Origin of the sequence: Streptomyces sp. NBC_01454 (assembly GCF_036227565.1) — a bacterium.
In the GTDB taxonomy this organism is placed as follows: domain Bacteria; phylum Actinomycetota; class Actinomycetes; order Streptomycetales; family Streptomycetaceae; genus Streptomyces.
This window is the reverse complement of record NZ_CP109460.1, coordinates 2,999,263-3,019,477: the sequence shown is the minus strand read 5'-3', so window position 1 is coordinate 3,019,477 and position 20,215 is coordinate 2,999,263. Positions and strand designations below refer to the sequence as shown.

Genomic DNA, 20,215 nt, shown 5'->3' with positions numbered 1-20,215 from the left:
GGGTGCCTGAATATGGATATGCACACTGTGGTGCTGGGGACGTCCGGCACGACCGCACAGGACGTCATCGCGGTGGCCCGCGGCGCGGCCCGGATCGAGCTGTCCGAGGAGGCCCTCGCGGCCGTCGCCGCCTCCCGCGCCTTCATCGACGAACTCGCCGCCAAGCCCGACCCCGTCTACGGCGTCTCCACCGGCTTCGGGGCGCTGGCCGTCCGGCACATCAGCCCCGAGCTGCGGGCCCAGCTCCAGCGCAACATCGTGCGCTCGCACGCGGCCGGCATGGGCCCGCGGGTCGAGCGCGAGGTCGTCCGTGCCCTGATGTTCCTGCGGCTGAAGACGCTGGCCTCCGGGCGCACCGGCGTCCGCCCGCTGGTCGTCGAGACGATGGCGGCCATACTCAACGCGGGCATCACGCCCGTCGTGCACGAGTACGGCTCGCTCGGCTGCTCCGGCGACCTGGCCCCGCTGTCGCACTGCGCGCTGACGCTGCTGGGCGAGGGCGACGCGGAGGGCCCCGACGGCGTGGTCCGCCCGGCCGGGGAGCTGCTGGCCGCGCACGGCATCGAGCCCGTCGCGCTGCGCGAGAAGGAGGGCCTGGCGCTCCTCAACGGCACCGACGGCATGCTCGGCATGCTCGTGATGGCCTGCGCCGACCTCGCCCGGCTCTTCACCTCCGCGGACATCACCGCGGCCCTGTCCCTGGAGGCCCTGCTCGGCACGGACAAGGTCCTCGCGCCCGAGCTGCACGCCATCCGCCCGCACCCCGGACAGGCGGCCGCCGCGGCCAACATGGCCAAGGTGCTGGACGGTTCGGGCTTCACCGGCCACCACCAGGACGACGCCCCGCGCGTCCAGGACGCCTACTCCATCCGCTGCGCCCCGCAGGTCGCCGGCGCCGGCCGGGACACCCTCGACCACGCCCGGCTGGTCGCCGACCGCGAGCTGGCCGCGGCCGTCGACAACCCCGTCGTCCTCCCGGACGGCCGGGTCGAGTCCAACGGCAACTTCCACGGTGCCCCGGTCGCCTACGTCCTGGACTTCCTGGCCATCGCCGCGGCCGACCTCGGCTCGATCGCCGAGCGCCGTACCGACCGCCTCCTGGACAAGAACCGCTCGCACGGGCTGCCCGCCTTCCTGGCCGGTGACCCGGGCGTCGACTCCGGCCTGATGATCGCCCAGTACACCCAGGCGGCACTGGTCAGCGAGCTGAAGCGGCTGGCCGCACCGGCCTCGGTGGACTCCATCCCGTCCTCCGCCATGCAGGAGGACCATGTCTCGATGGGCTGGTCGGCGGCGCGCAAGCTGCGCACCGCGGTCGACAACCTGACCCGGATCATCGCCGTCGAGCTCTATGCGGCGACCCGCGCCGTCGAGATGCGTGAGGGCCTGGTCCCGGCCCCCGCCACCCGCGCCGTGCTGGACGCGGTGCGGGCCGCGGGCGTCCAGGGGCCCGGCGAGGACCGCTTCCTGGCGCCGGACCTGGCGGCCGCGTACACGTTCGTGCAGGACGGGAAGCTGGTGGCGGCCGTGGAGTCGGTCACCGGCACCCTGGCGTAACGGGCCGGGCGGGCGCCGGTCTCAGAGGCTCTCGTCGCGGGTGCGGCGGACGGAGTAGCTGACCAGGCCGGCGCCGAGCGCGAGGCAGGCGGTACCGCCGATCACATACGGCGTGGTGTCCGGGCTGCCGGTGTCGGCGAGGAAGTGCGGTGCGGTGCCGCCCTGTCCGCCCTCGTGGTGCGCGGTGGTCGTCGCGGACCGGTCGCCGGCGTCCCGGGTCTGCTCCACGGCCCGTTCGGCCAGCTGGCGCCCGGCCGGTGCCAGCGCCGCCCGCGGGCCCGAATCTGTTGCTCCGTCATGCTCCGCGGTGGCATTGGCGGACGGTACGAACCACAGGGCGAACAGTACCGATCCCGCGGCTGCGGCGGTCAGCAGTGGTCGTCGTGCCGTCACGGATGCGATCCCCCTTGTGGGTCGGCGAATTGGCCGTTGGCCTCAGATGTTAATGACAGCCGCGGGTCGTGGGGAAGTCGGGACCCGTCCATGCCTAACCTCCGTGCTATGAGCAAAGGCGAGACATCACGTTTTGTGCGGCTTCATGTCGAACTGATCATGGAGATCACCGACACCCGCCGGCTGACCGGCGCCGCCGTCGACCACATCGACAAGGACCCCTCGCTCCCCGACGAGGAGCGCCGGCAGTCCCTGGAGGCGGTCAAGGAGGACCCGGCGGACGCACTGGCCCATCTGATCGACCCGTTCGACCTGGTCACCGCAGTGCCGGGCACCGAACTCGCGCAGGCCTCCTGGAGCAGTGAGGAGCTGACCGACTACGACCCGGACGCCGAGTGGGACGCGGCGGAGTGGGATCTGGCCGACGACGCCGACGGGGAGGGCTGACCGGCACCCCTCCCGCGCCGCGCCCCCTCCCGCCGGCGCGCTCCCCGAACGATCACCACGGCCCCCGTACGGCACCCGCCGTCCGGGGGCCGGCTAGTCAGCAGCGTCCGATTTCTGGCCGCGATCACCTTCTGACCGGCATCGGACCGATACGTGTCCTACCCCACACTTTGTGGAGGCATGGAACCGGCGAAACGGAAAAGGCGTTCCTATGGCGTCGGCCGGAATGCCTGCGACCAGACAGGCCTGCGTGCAGTGGGCAGCTCGCTCGGGGAAACGTGCGAAACCGGTAGCAATGGAGATGCGTGTGATGACGGACAGCAAGCGACGGAAGCGCCTCATAGCCAGCGCCGCGTTGCTGGGGGGCGTACTCACGCTTGCGGCGTGTGGCGGCAGCAGTGCGGCCGAGCAAGGCACCGGTGGCGGTGACGGCACCCGTCACGAGAACGCCCGGCAGGTGGACGAGGCGGCGGCGAAGGACGCCTCCGTGGCCAAGATCAAGATCTCCCCGGAGGACGGGGCGTCCGATGCCGGCATCAACGACGCCGGAGTCACGGTCAGCAACGGCAAGCTCACGGAGGTCACCATGACCTCGGTCGACGCCAAGCAGACCGTCAGCGGCACGCTCGCGGCCGACGGCACCTCCTGGAAGCCGGACCGGCCGCTGAACCGCGCGACGAAGTACAAGGTCACCGCGCACGCGGTGGACTCCCAGGGCCGCAAGGCCGTGGAGAACTCCACCTTCACCACGGTCTCCCCGGCGAACAGCTTCATCGGGAACTTCACGCCCGAGGACGGCTCGACCGTCGGCGTCGGCATGCCGGTGTCGGTCAACTTCGACAAGCAGGTCACGAACAAGGCCGCCGTCCAGTCGGCGATCAAGGTCTCCGACAACAGCAATCAGCCGGTCGTCGGCCACTGGTTCGGCGACAAGCGGCTGGACTTCCGCCCCCAGCAGTACTGGAAGCCGGACTCCACGGTCACCATGACCCTCGGCCTGGACGGCGTCGAGGCCTCGCCGGGCGTCACCGGCATCCAGAACAAGACCGTCAGCTTCCAGGTCGGCCACTCGCAGGTCAGCACCGTTGACACCAAGAAGCACGAGATGACGGTGGTGCGCGACGGCCGCACGATCAAGACCCTGCCGATCTCGGCCGGCGGCGACGACCACCCGACCTACAACGGTCAGATGGTCATCTCCGAGCGGTTCAAGCAGACCCGGATGGACGGCTCGACCGTCGGCTTCAAGAAGAAGGACGGCAAGGGCGAGTACGACATCCCCGATGTGCCGCACGCCCAGCGCCTGTCCTCGTCCGGCACCTTCATCCACGGCAACTACTGGGGCAAGGGCGTCTTCGGCCACACCAACACCAGCCATGGCTGCATCGGCCTCCAGGACGTCAAGGGCGCCAAGGACGGCACGACCGACGGGGCGTGGTTCTTCGACCACTCGCAGACCGGCGACGTCGTCAAGGTGATCAACTCCCCCGACCGGACCGTCACGCCGGACAACGGCCTCAACGGCTGGAACATGGACTGGTCGCAGTGGGTGGCCGGCAGCGCGGTCCAGTGACCCCGCGGGCCCACGGCGGTGACGCCGGGGGCGGGGGCAGGGGCGAGGCACCGCACGCGGGGCGCGCCCCCGGCCGCGACGCGTAGCCGGAGCGCCCGCCCGCCGCCCGCCCGCCGCCCGGCCGCCACCGGAGCACGGACCCGGCGCCGCCCTCCGTACAGTGGAGCGGGTGAGCGAGCGCGGAGGAAAAGGGCGCGGCGGGCCGTCGTCGCCGGCGGCCGGTGAACTGGTCGGGCAGGTGCTCGGCAGCGTCCGTTACGCGCCGGACGGCGCGCCCGCCGAGGACGCGCTGGAGGCCGGCGCTTCGGTGCTGGCCGCGGACGGAGCCGGCTGGGAAGCGGTCAGCGCGGCCGTGGTCGACGCCGCCGTGGCGGGGGTGCGGCAGTGCCGGTCGGGCGGCTGGTTCCCCGCCGACCTGGAGCGGATCGTACGGCGCGAGGCCGACGGCACCACCCTGGCCGCACTGGTCGTCGACGCCGTCGCGGCCGAGGCGGCCCGCCCGCCCGCCGCGCGCCCCCCGCAGGACCCCCGCTGGGCCGGTCAGCTGCGCGACCTCGGCGCCGAGGTGTGGTGGCCGTCCGACGCCGGCTATCTCGACGCCCTGACCGCCCGTCGCCGCACCTCCCGCTTCGAGACCGCCCACGACGTGCTGGCGGCGCTGCGCGCGCTCGCCCGGCTGCCCCGGATCACCCCGCTGCCGGCCCCGCCGCGGAGTGCGGGATCCGGCCCGGCCGGCGCCGCCGCGGACCGTGCGCTCGGCCGGATCCGCGGACTGCTCGCCAAGGCCGAGGCGACCGACTACGCCGAGGAGGCCGAGGCGCTGTCCGCCAAGGCCCAGGAACTGATGGCCCGGCACAGCATCGACGAGGCACTCCTCGACGGCGCGGCCCGCGCCGACGGCCCCGGGGGCGGGCGGCCCGGCGGCCCGTCAGCGGTCCGGATCGGCATCGAGGGCCCGTACGAACAGGCCAAGGCCCTGCTGCTCGACGCGGTCGCGGCCGCCAACCGCTGCCGGGCCGTCTGGGCCGCCGACGTCGGCTTCTCCACCCTCGTCGGCTTCGCCCCCGACCTGGAGGCGGCCGAGATGCTCTACACCTCGCTGCTGCTCCAGGCCACCTCCGCGATGCACCGCGCGGGCGACGACCACCACCGGGCGCTCAAGGCGCAGGGCGGCACCCCCGTCGCCCGCGGCCGCTCCCGCCGCACCCGGGACTTCCGCCAGACTTTTCTCGTCGCCTACGCCGACCGCATCCGCGACCGGCTCGCCACGGCCACGGCCGCCGCCACTGCTTCCGCTTCCGCCTCCGCCGAGTCGGACCCCGCGGCCCCCGACCTCCGCCCGGTCCTCGCCGCCCGCCACCTCGCCGTCGAGGAGACCACCGGCGCCCTCTTCCCCGACACCGCCCCGGTCCGTCTGCGCGGCGTACGCGACCCGGAGGGCTGGCACCAGGGCACAGCGGCCGCGGACCGGGCACGGCTGGGGGAGGGCTGACGCTCCGGGAGACACGGCCTAGAAGACTCATGAAGATCTTGCTGAGGGGTCGTTCGGCCGCAGGCCGGGCGGCCCCTCCGGCTATGTGCTGGCCGGGGCGAGGTGCCAGGTTCCGTTGGTTCGGTTGAGTCCGAGGTTGATCAGTCGGCGAAGGTTGAGGGCGGCTGCTCGGGTGTGGAGCCAGGTGTCGTTCTTGATGGTGCCGCGGTAGCGGAGTTTGCGGTTGCCGTGGTGGACGAGCCAGGCGACGGCACGTTCGACCGGTGGTCTCCAGCGCCGGTAGTCGGCCTGCCAGTCGGGATCGGTGGCGGCCTGCTGGCGGGCGGCGGCGAGCAGATCGTGGTGCGGACGGATGGTCAGGATCCGCCCGGCCTTGGCCTTGGTGCACCGCTCACGAAGGGGGCATCCGGCGCACACGTCCTTGAACGAGGCTTTGCGCTGGTGGTGCTGCCCGGCGGGAGCGGATAAAGGGACGGTGTGTCCGGCGGGGCAGGTCACGGTGGCGGCGACGGTGTCGATGACGAAGTCGTCGAGGGTGAAGCCGCCAGGGACGGCGGGCCGCAGCGGTGCGGGTTTGAGGAACAGCCGGTGACCGGCGGTTTCGAGGCTGTGGCGGGCGTCACCTGTGGAGTAGGCGGTGTCACCGAAGGCGTCAACGGGCTCGTCCTCGTCGGTGAGCAGGTCGATTCCGACCATCGCCTCGTGGTGCTCGGGACCGGCTCCGGGCCGCAGGGCGACGGCGGTGTATAACCCGGTCTCGGGCTCAATGGCGAGGTGGGCCTTGAAGCCGTCCTGCTGGTGGGTGCGGGTCTTGTGCACGTGCCGGGCTTCGGGGTCGACAGTGGAGACCATCCGGTTCTGTGCGGTGCCTTGGGTGATGCGCCAGCGCCCGTCGTGGCCGTCGGAGTCCTCGGCGGGCTCCACGTCCTGGCCCGCGACCAGGGCCAGGATGCCGACCGCGTTCGCGGCCTTCTCGCCGAGCTGCTGCTCGGGCAGGTGGCCCAGCAGCCGCAGCGCGTCACCGACCAGGGCGTCGACCAGGTCGGCACGGGCCTGCTCGTCGTTCCAGGCGATCCTCGGCTTGCCCGGGTCGTTGTAGTCGTGCGCGGTGCAGTGCACCGCGACCACCTCGCCGGCCCCGGGGACGTCCCGGATCACCGCCCGGATGGCGGCGATGATCTGGGTGACGGTGTCCTGGGTGGCCACCGCGTCATCCAGCACGGTGGAATCCAGCGCCCGGCGGTGCTTGCCCTTGAGGACACCGGTGGCCTTCACGACCTCCCGCACAGCCTCGAACACCCGGTTCGGCCGGGCGGAACGGGCCAGCCGGCGGCGGAAGTAGGCCAGCAACGACGGATCGAACGCCATGTCATGAAGGCCCAGTCCGCAGGCTGCCTTCCACCTCAGGTCGCACCGCAGTTCCTGGACCGTCTCGAAGTCCGACAGCCCGTGCAGGGCCTGCAGCGTGATCGCCGAGGCCAGGATCTGCGGCGGCATACTCGGCCGCCCGTTCGCCGACGGGTACATGTCCGCGAACATCTCCGCTTCGAACAGCGTGCTGCGATGCTCGGCCAGGAAAGCGAACACACTCCCCGCCGGGATCAAATCCCGGCAGGTCTCCCACACATCCGGCCCGACCGTCTCCCCGGCCCATTCCCCCATCACCACAACAAGCAGTCTGGCCCCGCCGCTCACGCGGCGGGGCCAGAACTCCAAGATCTTCATGAGTCTTCTAGGTGTATTGATCACGAGCGTTGTTAACAGCTGCTGGGTCTTGATCAATGGCGAAGACCTCCGGTGTGGTGGAGGTGTCTACGCTTCACCACACGGAGGTCTTCGTGTCCCACCGTAATGCCCGGCTGACCGTCTTCGGCAGGCGGCTGCTGGTCGATCGTGTCCGCTCCGGGCGTCCCGTTGCCCATGTCGCAGCCGAGATGGGTATCTCGCGAGTCACGGCCCACAAATGGGTCCGCCGCTGGCGGACCGAAGGCGACAGGGGCCTGCACGACCGCTCCAGCCGGCCCCGGACGACACCGCACCGCACCGCGGCCCGAACCGAGTCGCAGGTGTGCCGCCTGCGGCAGGACCGCAAGCTCGGCCCGGCCCGCATCGGGCCGATCCTGGGACTGCCCTCCTCCACCGTCCACCGGATCCTGACCCGGCACGGTCTGAACCGGCTGGCTTTCCTCGACCGGCCCACCGGCCAGATCATCCGCCGCTACGAACGCCAACGCCCAGGTGAACTGGTCCACGTCGATGTCAAGAAACTCGGCCGGATCCCCGACGGCGGCGGCCACAAAGTCCACGGCCGCGACGCAGGCCGGCCCATCCGCGGCATGGGCTTCGATTACCTGCACTCCGCCGTCGACGACCACTCCCGCCTGGCCTACACCGAGATCCACGCGGACGAGAAGGTCGCCACCTGCGCAGCCTTCCTCGCCCGGGCCGCCGCGTTCTTCCACCGCCACGGCATCACCCGCATCGAACGTGTCCTGACCGATAACGCCTGGTCCTACCGAAAGGGCCTGGCCTGGAAGCAAGTCCTGACCGACCTCGGTGCAACAGGAAAGCTCACCCGCGCCTACCGGCCACAGACCAACGGCAAGGTCGAGCGCTTCCACCGCACCCTGCTCGACGAATGGGCCTACCTCAGGCCCTACACCAGCAACACCGAGCGCACCGAAGCCCTGACAGACTTCCTCCACACCTACAACCACCACCGCTGCCACACCGCACTCAAAGGGCAACCGCCCATCAGCCGTGTGAACAACGCTGCGGGTCAATACACCTAGGACAACAGCCCGCGCTCCAGCGCCGTGAGCACCGCCGCCGTCCGGTCCGAGACGTCCAGCTTCTTGAAGGCCCGCAGCAGATGCGTCTTGACCGTGGCCTCGCCGATGAACAGCTCCCGGCCGATCTCCGCATTGGTCAGGCCCTGCCCGACCAGCCGCAGCACCTCGCACTCCCGGCCGGACAGCAGCGGCGCCTCCACCGTCCGCGCCCGGAACAGCTTGCCGGCCAGCGACGGGGTCAGCACGGTCTCCCCGCGCGCCGCCGCGTGCACGGCGCCGGTCAGCTCCGCCCGTGAACTGCCCTTGAGGAGATAGCCGGCCGCGCCCGCCTCCACCGCCCGCAGGATGTCGGCGTCGTCCTCGTACGTGGTGACGATGACCACCTTGGTGTGCGGCGTCCGCTGCCGGATGTGCCCGGTCGCGCCGACCCCGTCCATCCCGCCCATCCGCAGATCGAGCAGCGCCACGTCCGGCACCAGCCGCCGCGCCAGCGCCACGGCCTCCTCCCCGGACCCGGCCTGCCCGACGACCTCGATCCCCGGATCGGCGGCGAGCATCGCGCACAGGCCCTCGCGCACGACGGGATGGTCATCGGCGAGCAGCACCCGCACCACGGGGGCGGGGGCAGCGGCGGGGGCAGCGGCGGCGGCTTCCCCGCCGGTCATCGGTGGCCTCCCGCGTCTGCCGGGACCGCCGGGACCGCGTCCGTCCGGGGCGCGTCTGCACCCGCTGCCGAGTCGTCGACCGTTCCTGCTGCCGAGGCGTCCACCGTCCCCGCTGCCGAGGCGTCCACCGTTCCCGCCAAGGGAATCCGCACCTCCACGACGGTGCCCGCGCCCCGTTCGCTCACCACGCTCATCACGCCTCCGGTCTCCGCCACCCGCGCCGCCATCCCCCGCAGCCCGAAGCCCCCGCCCGCCGCCGTGCCGGGCGGTCCGCCGGCCGTGGGGAACTCGCCCTCCGCCGTGGCGAATCCCTTGCCGTCATCGGCGACCCGCAGCCCGACCTGCCGCTCGCCGAACCGGAGCACCATGTCCACCGTCCGGGCCTCGGCGTGCTTGCGTACATTCGCGCCGGCCTCCTGCGCGGCACGCAGCAGAACGACACCGGCCGCCATCGGCAGCGGCCGCTCCACCCCCTCGACGGCGAACCGCACCAGCAGCCCGGACTGCGCGGTCAGTCCGTCCGCCTGCCGCCGCAACGCCTGGGCCAGGGAACTCTCCCGCAAGGGCGCGGGCGTCCGGTCGGCGACGAAGGCACGGGCCTCCACCAGGCTCTCCTTCGCCACCCGTCCGACCAGCGTGAGGTGTGCACGGGCCGTGGCGGGCGCGGTCTCCACCTCCGCATCGGCGGCCTGCACCAGGCTGATGATGCTGACCAGGCTCTGCGCGAGGGTGTCATGGATCTCCCGCGCGAGCCGCTCCCGTTCGGCGGCGATCCCGGCCTGGTGCGACAGCCGGGCCACCCGCTCACGGTTCTGCCGCAGCTCGTCGATCAGCGCGGCGTGCTCCTCGCTCTGCCGCACCACCCTCTTGATCCACAGCCCGAGGAGTACGGACAGCGCGATGCCCAGCAGCGACACCAGCAGCACGAACACCACCAGCGGACCCGCGGCGCCCCCGCCCTGCACCCAGAGCATCGTCACGGGAACGAGATTGCCGAGCACGGCGGTCACCACGGCCGCCCGGGCCGCCAGGCTCATCATCACCATCGGGACCAGCGCGAACAGGGCGAACGCGCTCATCAGATCGACCGCGGTCGCCACCCCGAAGAGCACGAAGAGCCCGGCGGCGAAGACGGCATTGCGCCGGTCGCTCGTGCGGTGGCGCATCAGCGGCCGCCCGATCCCCGCGTACCAGGGCACGGTCAGCGTCAGCGCGCCGATGGCGACGAGGCGGTGGCCCTGGGGGGCTGCGGAGGTGAACACCAGCCCCGTGGTGAGCAGGTAGCAGATCACGAAGTAGCTGTCCCACAGCCCGAACCAGCGCACCCGCGCCTGTGCCGCGCGCCGCGCGTCAAGCCTCACCGTGTCCCCTTGTGGCCGATGTGTCTGATGTTTTGTGATGTCTGCCGTGTCTGCGGTGTCTGCGGTGTCTGCCGTGTCTGCCGTGTCTGCGGTGTTGCGATCGGCTCCGCCCGGGCGCCGGCGGCACCGGGGCGTGGTGCGGCGCCGGGCCTCGTGCGAGCGCGCCACAGTCCTATCACCCGCCTCCTCACCTTCTCCCGCCGTCCTCCGCGGCGCTGTCCACCGACCGGTGGACAGCCGAATCCACCGGTCGGTTGTCCCGCAGGAACGGCCCGCCGCCGTAGCGTCGTTGACGGCGGAACGCGGACCCCGAATGTCCAATTCCCAATGGCGAATTCCCAATGCCCAGTGCCCGAATGCCGAATGCCGAATGCCGAATGCCGCATGTGCCGTGCCGCGGCCACCTGCTGGTGCCGGAATTCGCGGACACCGCCGAAATGACAGCTATCGAAGAATTGCCGAAGGGCCCCGATTTTCATGAACCATCTGAGTCAGTTCGTCACTGCACTCATCGCCGGCGGCACGGTCCTCGCCATCATCCTGGCGACCGATCTCGGCCGCCGCCGTGTCACCAATATGCGCATGCTGCGCTCCGTGCTCGCGATCGCGGTCATCATCGTGCTCTTCGTGCACTCGTTCCCGACCTCGGGGAACGCGCCCTCGTTGCAGCTCATCGGCGTCGGAATGGGCGTGATCTGCGGCCTGGTGGCGGGCGCTCTGCTCCCCGCCCACCGCGGTACCGACGGCCTCATCTACACCACCGGGGGAGTGGGTTACGCGCTCGTCTGGATCGTCCTTTCCGGTGCCCGCGTGCTTTTCGCCTACGGTGCCGAGCACTGGTTCACCGAGGGGCTGATCCGCTTCAGCATCGACCATGAGCTCAGCGGCCCGGACGTCTACGCAAATGCCTTCGTCTTCATGTCCCTTGCCATGGTGGTGACCCGGACCGCGGTCCTGGTGACAAAGCGCCGCCGCATTCGCCGTTCCCCCGCCGACCCGGCGGAAAAGGAGCAGTCCGCCACGGTCTGAGCCGGGCGGCGGGGCCTCGCATACCGGGCGGGACGGTCCGGGCCGATCGGGGGACGGCCCGGCCCGCCCCGCCCTCTCCCGCACCCTCACCCGCACCCTCACCGGCACCCCTCTTCCCCGCCGACGACCTGCGGATTGAACGCGAGCCGCCGGCCGCCCGTACAGCTATCGACGGCGCCGACCTCCCGGGTCCGGTCCGCCGTGCCATTACCGGGCCTCGCACGGAAGGACCTTCGGGTGTCGCACACCACGAGCTCTCGCCAACTGCCCCAGGAGGAGCGGAACACCGCGGCCGAGGACCTGCCCCCGGACGACAGCCCGGAGGCGGCGCCCCCGGACACGGCGGAAGCGACACCGCACGCCGGGGAAGCGACACCGGACGCCGGGGAAGCGACACCGGACGGCGTGGAAGGCCCGCCACGTGAGCAGGACACCGCCGCACCCGACGCACCCGCACCCGCCGCACCCGAAGCCCCCGCCCCCGGCCCCGGCTGGCGCGAGCGGCACCCGGCCGCCGCGCGGACGCTGGCATGGACGACCACCGTCCTGGCCGGCGTGCTGGTCCTCGCCACCCTCCTGCTGCCGAACGATCCCGCCCGCCTGACACCCGCCGAGTTCCTCCGCATCCCGGTCGAGGGCATAGCCGGTGCCGCCCTGCTGCTCGTCCTGCCGCGCCAGGTCCGGCGGGTGGCGGCGGTCCTCGCCGGGGCGGTCCTCGCCCTGCTGGCTGTCCTGGACTTCCTCGACATCGGCTTCATCGAGGCGCTGGGCCGCGGTTTCAATGTCGTGTTCGACTGGCCTCTGCTCGGCGACGGCGCCTCCTTCCTCCAGGACTCGATAGGCCGCGCCGGCGCGATCGGCGTCGAGATCGCCGCCGTGGTCCTGGTGCTCGGCCTGCTCGTCCTCACGGCGCTCGCCGTCGTCCGGCTGAGCAACCTCATGGCACGCCATCGCGCCGCGGCCGCCGGCACCACCCTCGTCCTCGGGACCGCCTGGGTCCTCTGCGCGGCGCTCGGCCTGCAGATAGCCGGCGCACCGGTCGCGTCCCGGAGCACCTCCGACCTCGTCCAGGCCCGGATGGACGGTGTGAGCGCAACCCTCAAGGACGAGCGGGAGTTCGCCCGGGTGGCCTCCACCGACCCGTACCACAGCACCCCGGGCAGCAAGCTGCTGACCGGACTGCGCGGCAAGGACGTCATCTTCACCTTCATCGAGAGCTACGGCCGCAGCGCCGTCCAGGACCCGCTGATGGCGCCGGGCGTCGACGCGGTGCTCGCGAAGGGCACCAAGCGGCTGCGCGCGGCCGGCTTCTCGGCCCGCAGCGGCTGGCTCACCTCGGCGACCTACGGCGGCAGCAGCTGGCTGGGCCACTCCACCTTCATGTCCGGCCTGTGGATCGACAACCAGCAGCGCTACCGCACCGTCACCGCCGGAGACCACCTCAGCCTCACCAAGGCCTTCCGGCGCACCGGCGCCTGGCGGACCGTCGGCATCATGCCCGGCGTCACCAAGGCCTGGCCGGAGGCCAAGTTCTACGGCCTCGACCACGTCTACGACTCACGGGAACTCGGCTACCAGGGACCCAAGTTCAGCTGGTCGACCATGCCCGACCAGTACAGCCTCTCGGCCTTCCAGCGCCTGGAGAACGGCCGGCCGCACGACAAGCCGCTGATGTCCGAGATCATCCTGACCTCCAGCCACAACCCCTGGGCGCCGCTTCCCAAGACGCTCCCCTGGAACAAGGTCGGCGACGGCTCCGTCTACCGCTCCATCGAGAAGGCCGGCAAGAACCCCGTGGACGTGTGGCAGCAGACCGACCGGGTGCGCACCGAGTACGGCAAGTCCATCCAGTACTCCCTCAACAGCCTCATCTCGTACGTTGAGAAGTACGGCAACAAGAACACCGTGCTCGTCTTCCTCGGCGACCACCAGCCCGTCGCGAAGGTCTCCGGCGACCACGCCAGCCGGGACGTACCGGTCGCGCTCGTCGCCCACGACCCCGACGTGCTGAAGCGGATCTCCAACTGGCACTGGACCCCCAGCCTGAACCCCGGCCACCAGGCCCCGGTCTGGCGGATGGACGCCTTCCGCGACCGCTTCCTGAAGGCCTACGGCCCGCACCCCGACGCCACCGTGCCCACGGCCTCCCGGTAACCGCCGACGGCGCCCCCGCTCAGACGCACTCCGGCACCCGCGGCTCACCACGGAAGACCTGCGCGGTGTGCCAGGTGATGTGGGCGGGGGCGACCCGTGCGCTGCCCTGCTGCGGCCCGATCAGGGCACGTCCGGTGAGGCCGAGCACCTGCTCACGTGCCGTCCGGCTCTGCCCGACGAACTCCCGGGACACGGTGATCCGCCGGCCGGAATCCAGGCCCAGCACCCCTCTGTCGAACAGCTTGTGGTGCAGCGAGCACAGGCACAGACAGTTGGCGAGGTCGTCCGGCCCGCGGAACGCCCACCACCGGACGTGCGCGGCCTCCAGCCCGACCGGCACCCGGCCGAGCGAACCGTCGAAGCCGCAGAAGGCGCAGCGGTATTCGTAGGCGATGAGCACCTGCCTGCGCAGTTCGGCCGCCCGCCGGCGCCGGGCAGCCGGCCCGGCGGCGGCCCCCAACCCGTCCGCCGGCTCCAGGTCGAGCCCGACGGCAGCGGCGATGTCCGGATGGCTCGACGGCGGGAAATGCCGCTCCAGCAGCAGCTGTGCCAGCCGTCCGACCAGCGCCGGATCGTCCGAGAGCGCACCACGCAGCCCCGCGGCCAGCTGCCCCCGCGCCCCGCTCTCCCGCAGCACCCGGACCCCCGTCCCCGGGCTGCCGCCACCACTGTCGGTACGCACCTCCCAGACCCCGTCACTGACCAGATGGTGGAACGGATAGGCGGGCGAGGTCCGGTGCGTCGGCCCGTAATCCTGCAGCAGTGCGCTCAGCTCGTGCTCGATCTCCGAGTAGCGCATCGGCTGTTGCGGCTCCCGCTGGAACCGCCCCAACGCATAGAGCATGAGCAGCGGTTTGTGCGGCGCCCGCGCCCCGTTCTGCGCCCACTGCCGCAGCTTCCCCACCCGTTCCATCCAGTCCATGACAGGGACTCTAGAAGCCTCCGCGGTCCGGTCCCCAGCCGCGGCTCTCCTCTCCCGCCAGGAGGGGAACGGAGGCCGGAACGGAAGCCGGCGCCAAGGATTGTGGGCCGCCCGCCCCACGCTGTACTTTCGCGCGACCGGACCGCATCGGCCGGGCCTGACCGGCATCGCCCAGGGGGAATGCAGATGTCTCTTTACGGCCGCGACGACCTCGAATGGGATCAACTCACCGAAGCCGGCACGAAGTTCCTCATCGAGCGGGCCAGGCTCGGCAAGGTCACGACGTACACCGAACTCAACTTCACGCTGGAGCGGCGAACGGGATGTCGGCCGTTCGACTTCGAACTCCCCGCCGAGCGAGCCGCGATGGGCCGTCTGCTCGGCCTGATCGTCTTACGCGACCACGAACGCGAACGCGACCACGAACGTGACCCTGCCGCGCCACGGCTCATGCTCTCGGCCCTGGTGCACTACCTGGGCGCCAACGACGCCGGATCCGGATTCTACGAACTCGCCAAAGAGCTGGGCCTGCTGCCGCCCAAAGCGTCCAAGGCCGCGAAGGAAGAATTCTGGATCCGCCAGATCAACGCGCTGTACCACCGGTACGGCGCCACGCGGACATAGCAGGACCCGCCACTCGCCCGCCCGCCGTCACGAAGCGGACGGCTCACCACTCTGCCGCCGACGGGCCTTACCGACCACCTCACGCACCGCATCGATGACAAGCTGCGGCTGATTGTTCTGGATGTTGTGGTCACTCCTCGTCTTCGTGATGTGCCGCGCTCCGGGAAACTTCCGCGCGAGATCTCCCTGCGAGGCGAGTTGTGCCCGCCAGAAGACCTGCGGATAGTCCGCCGGGGCACCGGCCGGCAGACGGGCACGAAATGCCCGGGGATCGAATTCATCCCCGGTCAGCACGACCACCGGCACTTTCGGCACGGGCGGAGCGGCCCGCACCTGCCCGAAGACGGTCGCCGGGTCCTGCCTTTCCACATCCTTCCACTGGGCGATGCGCTTCTTGTCGTCGCTGCGCTCCAGCGCCAGAAAGGTCGCGAACTGCCCCGGCGTGAGCCGCGATTGCAGGAATTCCGTCTCGGCGTCCACAAGCACGAGCCCGGACACGTCTTGCGGATACTCACCGGCATAGATCCTGACGATCGGGCCGCCCGCCGACCACCCCACCAGCACATAGGGGCCGGGCACCTTCGCCGTGGTCAGCAGCGTGTGCAGGTCCGCGACGTCAGCACGCGGCGTCGTGGGCTGAGGGACCGACGTCGAGGTGGTGGGCTTGCCGCTCTCCCGTGCCGTTCCCGGACGATCGTAGGAACAGACGCGGGTGAACCGCCCCACCCCGGGATATACGGCGGAACTGCTGGCCTTCATCGTGCCGGCGGGGCCACGCACATATCTCCAGGTATCGGCGGCGGCAACGAGCCCCGGCACAAGAATGACCGTCGGCGATCCGCTGCCGTGGCACTCCAGATACATCTTGCGCCCCTGGCCGACATCCACCAGCCGCGCAAAGGACGTCGAGGTATCGGCGCTCGCGTCCGCCGAGAGAGCGGAATGCGTAGGGGAGGTACCGCACGCCGTGCCGAGCAACGCGCACGCGACCAGAATTCCGGCCGGCCCGAGAATTCCTCCGCGCACCCCGCGACCGCCCCGGCGGACCGTGCCAGATCGACTCATCTCACTCCCTGGTGAATGCGCGTACCGGAGACATCGGCCCGTCCCATGAAATGCACACGGACACACCAAAGCTACCGTCCGTGACTTCCCGGAACGGAAAGCAGCGCGTCATTCCGGCGAGGCGCCCCGCCCGCCCCGCCCGCGGCGCTCGTCGGCCGGGCCCGTGCCGGGGTGCGGTCTCCCCCTCCCGGCCCGCCCGTTGGACACCCGACAGGCGTCCGAAGCGCTGCGGAAAACCAGATGTGCGCGCTCCCCGACGCTGACAAGCTGCGCCGGTGAACCGTGAACAGATGTCCCGGATCGCCCATGCCGGCCACCCGATCAAGTCCCCGCTCGACGACGACTCCGTGCGCCAACTGCTGGAACGCGCCCTGCCGCGAGGCGACGAGCGGATCCTTGACCTCGGTTGCGGCACCGGGGAATGGCTGCTGCGCGCCCTGGCCGCGCACCCGCGCCTGCACGCCGAGGGCGTCGACCTCTCCGAGGACGCCCTGGCGCAGGCCCACGAGTCCGCACGCAATCTCGGCGTCCAGGACCGCCTCGCCCTCCACTGCCGACCGGCGGAAGACTTCTCCGCTCCGCACACCTTCGACCTGGTGCTCAGCGTCGGGGCCGCCCACGCCTTCGGCGGCCTGCTCCCCACCCTCGCGGCCGCACGCGCACACCTGGCTCCCGGCGGACGCGTGCTCATCGGCGACGGCATCTGGGAACGCAGCCCGTCGCCGGAGGCCGTCGAGATGCTGGGGGACTTCACCGACCTGGCCACCACGGTGGACCGCGTGGCCGCCGACGGCTGGACTCCCGTCCACGGCCACGTCAGCACCCGCCGCGAACTGGACGACTACGAGTGGGCCTGCTGGGGCTCGCTGGCCTCCTGGGCCCTGGACCACCCCGACGACCCGGACAGCCCGCAGGCGCTCGAGACGGCCACCCTCCGCCGCACCGAATGGCTGCGCGTCTACCGGGACACCTTCGGCTTCGTCTGCCTGGTGCTGCGGCGCACGTCCGACTGACCCGGGCAGCGGTCAGCTCCGGGCCGTCGGACGGCGGCCAGCTCCCGGCAGTGGGACGGCGGTCAGCTCCGGGTAGTGGGACGGCGGTCAGCTCTGGGCCGTGGGACGCACGACGATCTCGTTCACATCGACGGCGGCGGGCTGTTCGATGGCGAACGCGATGGCCCGGGCGATCGCGTCCGGCGGGATGGCGAGGTCGTCCCGCATCTTCGTGATCTCCGCCCGGACCCGGCTGTTGGAGGACGCCTCGGCGAAGTCCGTGGCGATCGCGCCGGGCGAGACGGTGGTCACCCGCAGGGCGTCGCCGGCCTCCTGGCGCAGCCCTTCGCACAGGGCCCGGACCGCGAATTTGCTGGCCGCGTAGACCGCCATGGTCGGGACGATGCGGAAGGCGGCCGTGGAGGCGGTGGTGACGAAGTGTCCGGCGCCTTGCGCGCGGAAGACCGGCAGCGCGGCGGCGATGCCGTGCAGCACCCCCTTCACATTGACGTCGATCATGTGGTCCCACTCCTCGACGCGCAGATCGTCGAGCGGCGAGATGGTGCCGACCCCGGCGTTGCTGACCAGCACATCGAGCCGGCCGAAGCGCTCGGTGGCCAGCGCCACCAGCGCGTGCAGGTCGTCCGGCCGGGTCACATCGGTACGGATCTGCACGGCCGTGCCACCCGCCTTCTCGATCCGGGCCACCAGCTCCGCCAGACGCGGGGACCGGCGCGCGCCGAGCACCAGTCGCGCGCCTCGCTCGGCGAGCAGCAGCGCGGTCGCCTCCCCGATGCCACTGCTGGCTCCCGTGATCGCCACCACTTTGCCCTCTGTTCCGGCCATGAGGACTTCCTTCCTGTTCAGTACGTCGGGGTGCGAGGCCGGGGCGGCGGCTCATGAAGAGCCTGCGCCCGCGGACACCCAGGACAGGAAGTCTCCGGGAGGCTTAGCCTGGTATCCAGAATGCATTTATTCTGGAACTGGGAGTTCTGGCCATGCCCCTGCCGCCGGACCAACGCCGTCAGCTGGCTGCGTTCCTGCGCAGCCGCCGGGAGCGCCTGACGCCCGACGAGGTCGGCCTGCCGCGGACCGCTCGCCGCCGGACCCCGGGGCTGCGCCGGGAGGAGTTGGCGTTGCTGGCCGGGATGAGCGCCACCTGGTACACGTACCTGGAGCAGGGGCGGGAGATCCGTGCCTCCGCACAGGTACTGACCGCGCTCGCCGAGGCGCTGCGGCTCGACCGGCACGAGCGCGCCCATCTCCTCCAGCTCGCCGGTCACCCGCCTGCGGCGGAAACCGGGGAACGCGAGCCGCTCACGCCCGAGGCAGCAGCCGTGCCGCTGCTGCTCCAGCCGAACCCGGCGTACCTCATCGGCGGCAACTACGACGTGCTCAGCCACAACCGGGCAGCCGGCGAACTGTTCCCGCGGCTCCTCGGCGACGAGGCGGCCCGGCCGGCAAACTTCGTCCGCTGGATGTTCCTCGAACCGGTGGCCCGGGACGTCGTCATCGACTGGGAACCCGAGGCCCGCGGCCTGCTCGCCCGCCTCCGGACCCAGGCCGGCCGCCACCCCGCCGACCCCCGATACACCCGGCTGATCGACGAGTTGACCGAGGGCAGTGCACAAGCGCGGGCCTGGTGGGGCCAGTACGAGGTGCAGTCCCGCCACAGCGGACACAAACGGCTACGCCACCCGGTACACGGCCCGGTCGAGTACGCCTACACCGCCTTCCACCTGGCCGAACAGCCCGACCAGACACTGGTGATCTACCTCAACGTCGGCGAACCGGCCGCCGGGGCCCGGTCCGGAGGAGTTCCGCCTCGATGAGGTCGGCCGCCCGCCGGGTCCCGCCCTCGCCTGCCATGTCCGCCTGGATGGCCTCGAGTCGGCGCCTCACTTCCGGGTCGTCGACGAGCGCGAGCACAGCTGCCCGGAGGGTGGCGGCGTCCGCTTCGTCCCTCGGAACGTGGCGGGCTACGCCCAGCCCCTGGAGCATGTCCGCATTGCCGAACTGGTCGACGGCCTGCGGGACGGCCACCATGGGCGTGCCGGTGGCCAGACCCTCCTGACTGCCACCCGCGCCCGCATGCGTGATGAAGGCATCGGCCTCCCGCAGAATCGCCAACTGCGGTACCCACTGGTGCACTTCGACGTTCCCAGGGATCCGCTCCAGGTCGTCAGCGGTGACGTGCTTGCCCACCTGGAGCACGACGTGCCAGCCCGGCAGGTCACCGAACGCCTTGACGCACTCACGGTAGAACCCGGGCTGCTTGGTGAAGGACGACCCCAGTGAGACCAGCAGCACGCGCTCGGCGTCCGCGGGCCGCTCCCAGTCACCCTGCGCGGCCCGGTCGCCCTGGCAGGCCCCGACGAAGGAATGCACCCCCTCATCGACCCGGTCGGCGTTCGGCTGCAGCACCTTCGGAATGAGCACGATCGACCGCTCGGGACGGCCGGCGAACGGATCGGGGTGCTGCCCGATCCCGTTCGCGGCAAGCCAGTTGCCGAACTTCTCGTAGTACGCCCTGCCCCGCGCGGTCTCCCGGGGCTCCGCCCACATCGGCTCGGCGACCTCCTCCTCGTACCCCTCCCACGCGACCAGATTCGGCGAGAGCGAAACCGCGGGCACGCCCCACCGGTGAGCGAGGACCCGCGCCGGATACGACGTGATGTCATGCAGCACGAGATCCGGCTCATCCCCCTCATACGCCGCGACGAGCTGCGGCAGCGCCTGGATGGCGTCCTCCAGAAATGGCTCGACATTGTCGAGAAGCGTGCTCCCCCACGCCGACGGATCATCATCGGGCGACGGCAACGTGGTCCGGTACAAAACCGGCTCAGCCCCGGTCTCGGCAACCTTCTCCCCGAAGAGGTGCGGGATCGCATATGTGACACGGTGCCCCCGCGCGACCAGCTCCCGTATCACTTCGAGGCTCGGGTTCACATGCCCGTGGGCGGCGATGGAGAACATGGCGATATGGGCGCGTTTGCTGGAGGTCGGGTTCGTCATGGCCACGAAGGTAGACGAGACGATTCGTCTCGTGCAACGCATTTCCGGGGCGCTTCCAGCCGCCCCTCCCCGCCTTGGCGTCCAACGGGCGAATCAGGTGGCCCGACGCGTGGCGGTCGGTGCGTCAACGGGAA

General features: G+C 71.2%; 17 protein-coding genes and 1 pseudogene. 10 read left to right on the top strand and 8 right to left on the bottom strand.

Annotated features, from left to right (window positions below; genetic code table 11):
- Positions 1 to 12: 12 nt before the first annotated feature.
- On the top strand, positions 13 to 1,557 hold the full coding sequence (hutH, locus tag OIU81_RS13075) for a histidine ammonia-lyase (RefSeq protein ID WP_329147033.1): 1,545 nt from the start codon (positions 13 to 15) through the stop codon (positions 1,555 to 1,557).
- A gap of 21 nt (positions 1,558 to 1,578) precedes the next feature.
- On the opposite strand, the gene OIU81_RS13070 is transcribed toward hutH, so the two are convergent.
- Positions 1,579 to 1,950, bottom strand: a complete 372-nt coding sequence (locus OIU81_RS13070; protein ID WP_329147031.1) for a hypothetical protein — start codon at positions 1,948 to 1,950, stop codon at positions 1,579 to 1,581.
- Positions 1,951 to 2,058: 108 nt separating this feature from the next.
- Here OIU81_RS13070 and OIU81_RS13065 point away from each other — a divergent pair, with 108 nt between their 5' ends.
- From OIU81_RS13065 to OIU81_RS13055, 3 genes are all read left to right on the top strand, one after another.
- On the top strand, positions 2,059 to 2,397 hold the full coding sequence (locus OIU81_RS13065) for a hypothetical protein (protein ID WP_329147029.1): 339 nt from the start codon (positions 2,059 to 2,061) through the stop codon (positions 2,395 to 2,397).
- A 310-nt stretch (positions 2,398 to 2,707) separates the two neighbouring features.
- Complete coding sequence (locus tag OIU81_RS13060) at positions 2,708 to 3,970, top strand: L,D-transpeptidase (RefSeq protein WP_329147027.1); 1,263 nt, start codon at positions 2,708 to 2,710, stop codon at positions 3,968 to 3,970.
- Positions 3,971 to 4,208: 238 nt separating this feature from the next.
- Positions 4,209 to 5,462 (top strand): DUF2786 domain-containing protein, encoded by a 1,254-nt coding sequence (locus OIU81_RS13055; protein ID WP_443074135.1) that lies wholly within the window; start codon positions 4,209 to 4,211, stop codon positions 5,460 to 5,462.
- A gap of 81 nt (positions 5,463 to 5,543) precedes the next feature.
- Here OIU81_RS13055 and OIU81_RS13050 read toward each other — a convergent pair whose 3' ends face one another.
- Positions 5,544 to 7,124 (bottom strand): IS1182 family transposase, encoded by a 1,581-nt coding sequence (locus OIU81_RS13050; RefSeq protein ID WP_329154787.1) that lies wholly within the window; start codon positions 7,122 to 7,124, stop codon positions 5,544 to 5,546.
- A gap of 176 nt (positions 7,125 to 7,300) precedes the next feature.
- Here OIU81_RS13050 and OIU81_RS13045 point away from each other — a divergent pair, with 176 nt between their 5' ends.
- The gene (locus OIU81_RS13045; RefSeq protein WP_329147023.1) at positions 7,301 to 8,254 is read left to right on the top strand and encodes an IS481 family transposase; all 954 of its coding nucleotides are present in this window, start codon (positions 7,301 to 7,303) and stop codon (positions 8,252 to 8,254) included.
- Here the strand turns inward: OIU81_RS13045 and OIU81_RS13040 are convergent.
- Together OIU81_RS13040 and OIU81_RS13035 are read right to left on the bottom strand one after the other, a co-directional pair.
- Entirely contained in the window at positions 8,251 to 8,919 is a 669-nt protein-coding gene (locus tag OIU81_RS13040; RefSeq protein ID WP_329147022.1) for a response regulator transcription factor, read from the bottom strand. The two genes, OIU81_RS13045 and OIU81_RS13040, sit on opposite strands and share 4 nt — an antisense overlap.
- Positions 8,916 to 10,280 carry a sensor histidine kinase gene (locus OIU81_RS13035; protein WP_329147019.1) on the bottom strand — a complete coding sequence of 455 codons (1,365 nt, stop codon included), beginning with the start codon at positions 10,278 to 10,280 and terminating at the stop codon, positions 8,916 to 8,918. Before OIU81_RS13035 ends, OIU81_RS13040 begins: the two co-directional genes overlap by 4 nt.
- Positions 10,281 to 10,757: 477 nt before the next feature.
- On the opposite strand from OIU81_RS13035, the gene OIU81_RS13030 reads away from it, so the two are divergent.
- Together OIU81_RS13030 and OIU81_RS13025 are read left to right on the top strand one after the other, a co-directional pair.
- Entirely contained in the window at positions 10,758 to 11,309 is a 552-nt protein-coding gene (locus OIU81_RS13030) for a hypothetical protein (RefSeq protein WP_329147017.1), read from the top strand.
- 237 nt (positions 11,310 to 11,546) lie between these two features.
- Positions 11,547 to 13,463, top strand: a complete 1,917-nt coding sequence (locus OIU81_RS13025; protein WP_329147015.1) for a sulfatase — start codon at positions 11,547 to 11,549, stop codon at positions 13,461 to 13,463.
- A 19-nt stretch (positions 13,464 to 13,482) separates the two neighbouring features.
- Here the strand turns inward: OIU81_RS13025 and OIU81_RS13020 are convergent, their stop codons facing one another.
- Entirely contained in the window at positions 13,483 to 14,385 is a 903-nt protein-coding gene (locus OIU81_RS13020; RefSeq protein ID WP_329147013.1) for a phosphorothioated DNA-binding restriction endonuclease, read from the bottom strand.
- Positions 14,386 to 14,571: 186 nt separating this feature from the next.
- On the opposite strand from OIU81_RS13020, the gene OIU81_RS13015 reads away from it, so the two are divergent.
- Complete coding sequence (locus OIU81_RS13015) at positions 14,572 to 15,009, top strand: hypothetical protein (protein ID WP_329147010.1); 438 nt, start codon at positions 14,572 to 14,574, stop codon at positions 15,007 to 15,009.
- A 27-nt stretch (positions 15,010 to 15,036) separates the two neighbouring features.
- Here the strand turns inward: OIU81_RS13015 and OIU81_RS13010 are convergent, their stop codons facing one another.
- The gene (locus OIU81_RS13010) at positions 15,037 to 16,074 is read right to left on the bottom strand and encodes an alpha/beta fold hydrolase (RefSeq protein ID WP_329147008.1); all 1,038 of its coding nucleotides are present in this window, start codon (positions 16,072 to 16,074) and stop codon (positions 15,037 to 15,039) included.
- Positions 16,075 to 16,349: 275 nt separating this feature from the next.
- Here OIU81_RS13010 and OIU81_RS13005 point away from each other — a divergent pair, with 275 nt between their 5' ends.
- A complete protein-coding gene (locus OIU81_RS13005; RefSeq protein WP_329147005.1) occupies positions 16,350 to 17,087 on the top strand; it encodes an SAM-dependent methyltransferase in 738 nt (245 codons plus the stop codon).
- An 87-nt stretch (positions 17,088 to 17,174) separates the two neighbouring features.
- Here OIU81_RS13005 and OIU81_RS13000 read toward each other — a convergent pair whose 3' ends face one another.
- Positions 17,175 to 17,912, bottom strand: coding sequence for an SDR family oxidoreductase (locus tag OIU81_RS13000; protein WP_329147003.1), 738 nt, complete (start codon positions 17,910 to 17,912; stop codon positions 17,175 to 17,177).
- A 152-nt stretch (positions 17,913 to 18,064) separates the two neighbouring features.
- On the opposite strand from OIU81_RS13000, the gene OIU81_RS12995 reads away from it, so the two are divergent.
- A complete protein-coding gene (locus tag OIU81_RS12995) occupies positions 18,065 to 18,898 on the top strand; it encodes a helix-turn-helix transcriptional regulator (protein ID WP_329147001.1) in 834 nt (277 codons plus the stop codon).
- On the opposite strand, the pseudogene mgt reads toward OIU81_RS12995, so the two are convergent.
- A pseudogene (gene mgt, locus OIU81_RS12990) lies at positions 18,843 to 20,118 on the bottom strand (macrolide-inactivating glycosyltransferase). The gene OIU81_RS12995 and the pseudogene mgt overlap by 56 nt on opposite strands.
- Between the last annotated feature and the right edge of the window lie 97 nt (positions 20,119 to 20,215).